This is a genomic window from Phyllobacterium sp. (assembly GCF_037994425.1).
Lineage (GTDB): Bacteria > Pseudomonadota > Alphaproteobacteria > Rhizobiales > Rhizobiaceae > Phyllobacterium.
Window position 1 is genome coordinate 1 of record NZ_JBBNAM010000083.1, and the last position, 5,790, is coordinate 5,790.

Below are 5,790 nucleotides of genomic sequence, written 5' to 3' on the forward strand. Positions count from 1 at the left end.
CTTCAACTTTGTGCTTATAGTCGCCTCGATAGGGCCACGTCGTCGTTGCCCGACGTTCGCAAAGAACGACCAGGTGCGGAGGCAAACATCGCGAGTGAGCACGAGATCAGGGCGAGTTTAAGCCAGCATCTCGCCCGGTTATGGCGTTACGGGATCGTGCTGTCGCGCCAGCGCGACGTCGCCGATGATCTTGTCCAGGCGACGTGTGTGCGCGCGCTGGAACGGGCGAGCCAGTTCACCAGCGGCACGCGGCTCGACCGCTGGCTTTTCGCGATCCTGCATTCCATCTGGCTCAATGAGGTTCGTTCCCGCCGCATTCGCATGGGCAATGGCTTCGTTGATCCGGACCTGACCCTGACCTTCGACGGCGAACAGGACACCGAGACCCACGTCTTCGCCAATCAGGTGTTGCGCAAGGTCAACGCCCTACCCGAGGCCCAGAGAACGGCTGTGTTCCTCGCCTATGTCGAGGGACTTTCCTATCGCGAAGTCGCCGATGTGCTGGATGTTCCGATTGGAACGGTTATGAGCCGCCTCGCTTCTGCTCGCGCCAAATTGGCGGAAAGTATTGATCCGGAAGCGGTCGCCAAGCGGACGAAAGGAGGCAGTTGATGAGCGACCTCAAGCAACATGAAATGCCTTCCGACGAGCTGTTGGTTGCCTTCCTCGACGGCGAGCTAAATGGGGAGGAGCGCCTCAGAATTGATGGGCTGATCAAGAGCGACCCTGCAGTTGCGGCACGTTATGACTTTCTCGCACGCAGCGAAATGCCGTTTTTCGATGCATTCGAACCGCTTTTGGAGAATGCGCCGGCCTCTGATCTGGAAGCCATACTCGCGGGCCTGCCTTCATCCATCGTCGCAGAACCGCAAGCACGAAACTGGAATCGCCGCAGCTTCGTCGCAGCCGCAATTGCATTAATATTCGCCGGTGTTGCCGTCGACCGCACCTATCTGCGCATCAAGGATGCACATGAGGAGTCCGATGGCTCCGAATGGCGTTCTGTGGTCGCTGAATATCTGACGCTCTACACAGCCGATACACTTGCGGATGTTGCAAGCGACCCCACCGCTCAGGTCGCGCAATTGCGGAGCCTCGGTGATAAGCTCGGGCTTGACCTACCGGTTTCAGCTATCGCGCTACCCGATATAGCCTTCAAGCGTGCACAACTCCTGCAATATGACGGCAGGCCGCTCGGTCAGATTGCCTATCTTGATCCTGCCCACGGACCGCTTGCACTCTGCATTGTGAAATCCGCGCGCGGAGCGAATGCGCCGCAGGTCGAGAAGCGCTACGGCATGAATGTCGTCTATTGGTCCGATCAAACCCATGGCTACGTGCTAGTTGGCCATAATCCGCTCGATCAACTGAGCGCCCTCGCCGAGCACCTTCGCACCGCGATTCGCGCCTGAGATCGAAAATCCAAGTGGGTATTGTTTCCTCTTTGCGCTAGTCTGCGGACTCTGTGCCGTTGACCTTGGGAGAAACGTCATGAGCCCAGTAGCATCCTTCGATGGTGGCGATGCGCGCCTCAGCCACGTTCGCGGGCTGGGCGAACCGCCACTGCTCGACCAGACGATATCGCAGGCGCTCGACAATGCCGCATTCCGCTGGGGCGAAAGCGACGCGTTGGTTTCAGTACATCAGGGCATGCGTTTGACTTATGCCCAACTCAAGGCAAAGGCCGACGCATTTGCCGCCGGTTTGATCGCATTTGGTATGGAACCCGGGGACAGGATCGGCATCTGGTCGCCCAACCGCGCTGAATGGACCGTGACCCAGTTTGCTGCCGCACGGGCGGGCCTGATCCTCGTTAACATCAATCCCGCTTACAGGCTGTCCGAACTCGAGTTCACACTGAACAAGGTCGGCGTGAAAACGCTGGTGGCGCCTGAACGCTTCAAGACCAGCGAATATGCCGAGATGGTCGAGACGCTCGCCCCGGAGATCCGTTCGGCGAGCGGCGCGATATCATCCGCAAGGCTGCCGGACCTCCGTCACGTGATAAGAATTGGTGAGGGTTCGCGTGACGGTTGGCTCGCCTTCGATGACGTTCCCGGCCACGCAGCCGATACGCATCGCGCCGCACTGGAGGCCCGTCATCAGGCCATCGCGTCGGAAGACGCGGTGAATATTCAGTTCACCAGCGGCACCACTGGACTGCCCAAAGGGGCTACCCTCTCCCACCGCAACATCCTCAACAACGGCTTCTTCGTTGGCCGCAGCGTCGGCCTTCATCCTGGTGACAGGCTTTGCATTCCCGTGCCTCTCTATCATTGTTTCGGAATGGTTATGGCCAACCTCGGCTGCATCGCGCATGGCGCGACGATGGTCTATCCTTCCGAGGGATTCGATCCGTTAGCCGTGCTGCAGGCGATCGAGGCGGAGCGATGCACGGGACTTTATGGCGTTCCGACCATGTTCATCGCCGAATTGGGCCACCCGGACTTTGACACGTTCGACCTCTCATCGCTGCGAACCGGTTGCATGGCGGGCTCACCCTGCCCGATCGAGATCATGAAACAGGTGATCGAGCGCATGCATATGCGCGATGTCACGATTGCCTACGGCATGACCGAGACCAGCCCCGTCAGCTTCCAGAGTTCCGCCGAAGATCCCGTCTCGCGCCGCGTCTCGACGATCGGCCGCGTCCAGCCGCACCTCGAATGCAAGATCATTGATGCGGATGGCAGTACCGTGCCACGCGGTACACCGGGCGAACTTTGCACCAAGGGTTACTCTGTCATGATCGGCTATTGGAACGACCCGGAAAAGACCGCCGAAGCCATTGACGAGGACGGCTGGATGCACACGGGCGACCTCGCCACGATTGACGAAGAAGGATACGGCAATATCGTCGGCCGGCAAAAAGACATGGTGGTGCGTGGCGGCGAGAACATCTATCCGCGCGAGGTGGAGGAATATCTGTTCCGCCACGTCAAGCTAAAGGATGTCACGGTGGTTGGCGTTCCTGACCTGAAATATGGCGAGGAATTTTGCGCCTGGATAATCCTGAAGGCCGGAGAAACCGGGACGGAGGAAGAGATAAGAACGTTCTGCCAGGGGCAAATAGCCCACTATAAGGTGCCGCGATACGTCCGCTTCGTCGAAGCCTTTCCACTTACGGTCACTGGCAAGATTCAAAAGTACCTCATCCGCCAAAAAATGGCGGATGAGCTTGGCATTGAAGAACAAAAGACCGCCTGAACTCATTTATCGATGAAATCACGCACGGCCTTGTTGTAGCCCTCGGGGTCCTGGACCATGGCAAAGTGGCTGGCATTGTCGAGTATGATCAGCTGCGCGCCGGGGATTGTCTTGGCCATGTATTCCGTATGCTCCCGGGTAATCGCCTCGTCGTGATCGCCAAGCACGATCGCAATCGGTGTCTTGATCTTTTTCAGATCCTCGTCGCTCCAATTGGGCTCGCTGTTCCACATGGCGCTGATCTGTTCGACGAAGGCGTCGTATTGGTCAGGGGTGGGCGAAATCTTCTTATAGATCTGGCCTGCGTGATCTATATAGCCGGCAAAGGTTTTATTCTGCATGACGTCGGGCTTTAAGCCGTCCACCTTCGTGTTGGCAGCCTGGGCAAAAACCTTTGTCAGTTTCTCCGGGTGCTTCATGGCGATATCGATACCAATGATGCCACCGTCGCTCCAGCCAACCAGCGCAGCCTTGTCGACCTTCAGGAAGTCAAGCAGAGCAACGTAATCAGAAGCCATCAAGTCGTAGCTGTAGGGAGCTGCAGTGCGCGTGGAGCGGCCGTGACCGCGGCTCTCCGCAACGATCACCATGTGATCTTTGGAAAGATCCGCAACCTGCGCGCCCCATATATCGGCATAGCCGAGCCCGCCATGAATGAGAAGGACCGGGGGACCTTTGCCGTAGACGGCATAGTACATCTCGATTCCATTGACTGGCGCGGTACCACTCTTGTCTGCCGCTGGCATCGGTTGGGGTTCAGGAAGTTGTTCCCAGCGTTCGGCCGCGAAAACATTCGTGGCGAGCGCGAACAGAACTGCAAGAGAGTAGATCAACGACTTGGCGTTCATGATTTTCCTCCTGGTTGTTACGAGAATACTTCAACAAGGAGATCAGCACGTTCAACATGGACTTGCAACCGGACCGCACAAGTAAAAAGGCGGCCGTGCGGCCGCCTCTTTCATCCGATAATATAATGTTACTTTGCAACGTGCCATACGCCGCCCATGCCTTCGCCAGTCATGTCGCCGGCTTTCTTATCCTTGGCAAACATATAGAGCGGCTTGCCTTCGTAGGCCCACATATCCTTGCCATCGACATCCTTGACGAGTGACCATTCACCTTCCGCCTTGGCCTTTGCATCGGCATGGAAAGGCGGCCAATTCTTAAGGCATTTCGCATCGCAGTTGGATTTGTCTTTCGTGTCCTTGTCGAACGTATAAAGCGTCATGCCCTTTGGGGTCGTCATGATCTTCCCCATCTTCGTATCCATCATCTTCACTGGTTCTGCAGCGAAGACGGATAGGCTCGTGGCTGCGAGTATTCCCATTGCAACGAGTATCGTCCGCATATCGTGTACTCCCTCTTCAGGGTTGCCAGCGGCGCGCTGGCAGTGCCCGTTCTATTGGCGAACCAAGCCGCTCGCCTAAGCTTAACAATGCGCCAAATTCTGATCCGAATTGAGGCAGTTGACGCGCGAGATTGGTGAAGTGCTGCCAGTAGCGAAAAACGCTACACAGCGGCAGCCAGTCAGCCCGCAGCAAATTGAACACGCGAAGAGGCGCTATTATTCGAAACCTCGTGCCATTGGGGGTTGGCCGTTAAGTCGGGCCACTGTTTGAGGAATTACCACTTTACACGCAGGCCGATATTGCCTTCGATTATCTCTTGGTTTGCCCCATCGACATCGAATGTGTAGTCGGCAACGGCGAATGCGCTGACAGTCTTGGTAAAATCGTGCGTGACGCCAGCGCCAAGTTCTAGCGAGGTCGATTCCAGCTCACTGGTAATTGCATCCGGGCCAAATACAACGGCATCCGTACCGCTGAAATTGTGCCAGAGATTTGCCTTCAAGTAAGGTTGAAAGAGACCAGACGCAGTCTGGTACTTGCCCTGCAATCGGAACCCCACGCGGCCGACGAAACCATCATCCATATCAAACGAAACATCGGAGAATTTATCGGACTGGTCATCGAGCGACAGGTGCTGCCAGATCAACTGTGCTTCCGGCTCGAGATTCCAACTCTGCGTCAGAGCGACGGGATAGCCGCCTTCCAGCGAGGCAGTGATGCCGGTGCCATTAATATCGACTCCAATATCGCGCGAGGAGGTCGAGTCTCCGCTGAACCATGAACCCATGAGGACGGCGTCAAGATACCAGCCTGAAGGGCCAATATGGGTCGATATCGTTGAAAAACTCGGCCGATTAACTGTTGATCGGGCTTTTTCAGCACCTTTGCGGTGAGGATGATCGGTTATCTGCCCAGCACTTTTGCGCCTGGCCGCTTTTATGCGGTGATGACGGCGTGTGGTGGCCTTGGTGGTCTGAGTTTCGCCAGTCGCCTCAGGTTCTGGGCGGTTGCGGCAAGCAGGAATTCGTCTCGCGCACCACATGGACCTCGCAGCCTCAAACGCGCCATCCGGAGAATACGTTTGAGGTGAGCGAAGAGCATCTCGACCTTCTTGCGGCGATGCCGGGAACGCTCGTAATCGGGTGTGGCGGCGATCGCTCTGGCGACATCGCGGGCATCTTCGTTGAGATCACGCGGCACCTTGCGAGCAGGCGCATTTGGGCAGCAGCGCTGT

Annotated in this window: 7 protein-coding genes; 3 read left to right on the forward strand and 4 right to left on the reverse strand. The window is 57.0% G+C overall.

Features of this window, described 5'->3' with window-relative positions; genetic code table 11:
- Positions 1-45 precede the first annotated feature (45 nt).
- The 3 genes from AAAB35_RS06245 to AAAB35_RS06255 all read left to right on the forward strand — a co-directional run bounded on the left by AAAB35_RS06245 (position 46) and on the right by AAAB35_RS06255 (position 3,207).
- Positions 46-612 (forward strand): RNA polymerase sigma factor, encoded by a 567-nt coding sequence (locus tag AAAB35_RS06245; protein WP_340667352.1) that lies wholly within the window; start codon positions 46-48, stop codon positions 610-612.
- Complete coding sequence (locus AAAB35_RS06250; protein WP_340667346.1) at positions 612-1,412, forward strand: anti-sigma factor; 801 nt, start codon at positions 612-614, stop codon at positions 1,410-1,412. Before AAAB35_RS06245 ends, AAAB35_RS06250 begins: the two co-directional genes overlap by 1 nt.
- Positions 1,413-1,491: 79 nt before the next feature.
- Entirely contained in the window at positions 1,492-3,207 is a 1,716-nt protein-coding gene (locus AAAB35_RS06255) for an AMP-binding protein (RefSeq protein WP_340667347.1), read from the forward strand.
- Between the two features lie 2 nt (positions 3,208-3,209).
- On the opposite strand, the gene AAAB35_RS06260 is transcribed toward AAAB35_RS06255, so the two are convergent.
- From AAAB35_RS06260 to AAAB35_RS06275, 4 genes are all read right to left on the reverse strand, one after another.
- Positions 3,210-4,055 carry an alpha/beta hydrolase gene (locus AAAB35_RS06260; protein WP_340667348.1) on the reverse strand — a complete coding sequence of 282 codons (846 nt, stop codon included), beginning with the start codon at positions 4,053-4,055 and terminating at the stop codon, positions 3,210-3,212.
- A 128-nt stretch (positions 4,056-4,183) separates the two neighbouring features.
- Positions 4,184-4,555, reverse strand: a complete 372-nt coding sequence (locus AAAB35_RS06265; RefSeq protein ID WP_340667349.1) for a hypothetical protein — start codon at positions 4,553-4,555, stop codon at positions 4,184-4,186.
- A 275-nt stretch (positions 4,556-4,830) separates the two neighbouring features.
- On the reverse strand, positions 4,831-5,598 hold the full coding sequence (locus tag AAAB35_RS06270) for an autotransporter outer membrane beta-barrel domain-containing protein (RefSeq protein ID WP_340667350.1): 768 nt from the start codon (positions 5,596-5,598) through the stop codon (positions 4,831-4,833).
- Positions 5,493-5,790: transposase (locus AAAB35_RS06275; protein ID WP_340667351.1), on the reverse strand; the 298-nt coding region annotated here is incomplete at its 5' end. The genes AAAB35_RS06270 and AAAB35_RS06275, both read right to left, overlap by 106 nt.

What these genes read in the sequence shown, in the direction of transcription:
- AAAB35_RS06260 (WP_340667348.1), bottom strand. Translation starts at nt 4,055, where the DNA reads ATGAACGCCAAGTCGTTGATCTACTCTCTTGCAGTTCTGTTCGCGCTC.
- AAAB35_RS06250 (WP_340667346.1), top strand. Translation starts at nt 612, where the DNA reads ATGAGCGACCTCAAGCAACATGAAATGCCTTCCGACGAGCTGTTGGTT.
- AAAB35_RS06255 (WP_340667347.1), top strand. Translation starts at nt 1,492, where the DNA reads ATGAGCCCAGTAGCATCCTTCGATGGTGGCGATGCGCGCCTCAGCCAC.
- AAAB35_RS06270 (WP_340667350.1), bottom strand. Translation starts at nt 5,598, where the DNA reads ATGTGGTGCGCGAGACGAATTCCTGCTTGCCGCAACCGCCCAGAACCT.
- AAAB35_RS06265 (WP_340667349.1), bottom strand. Translation starts at nt 4,555, where the DNA reads ATGCGGACGATACTCGTTGCAATGGGAATACTCGCAGCCACGAGCCTA.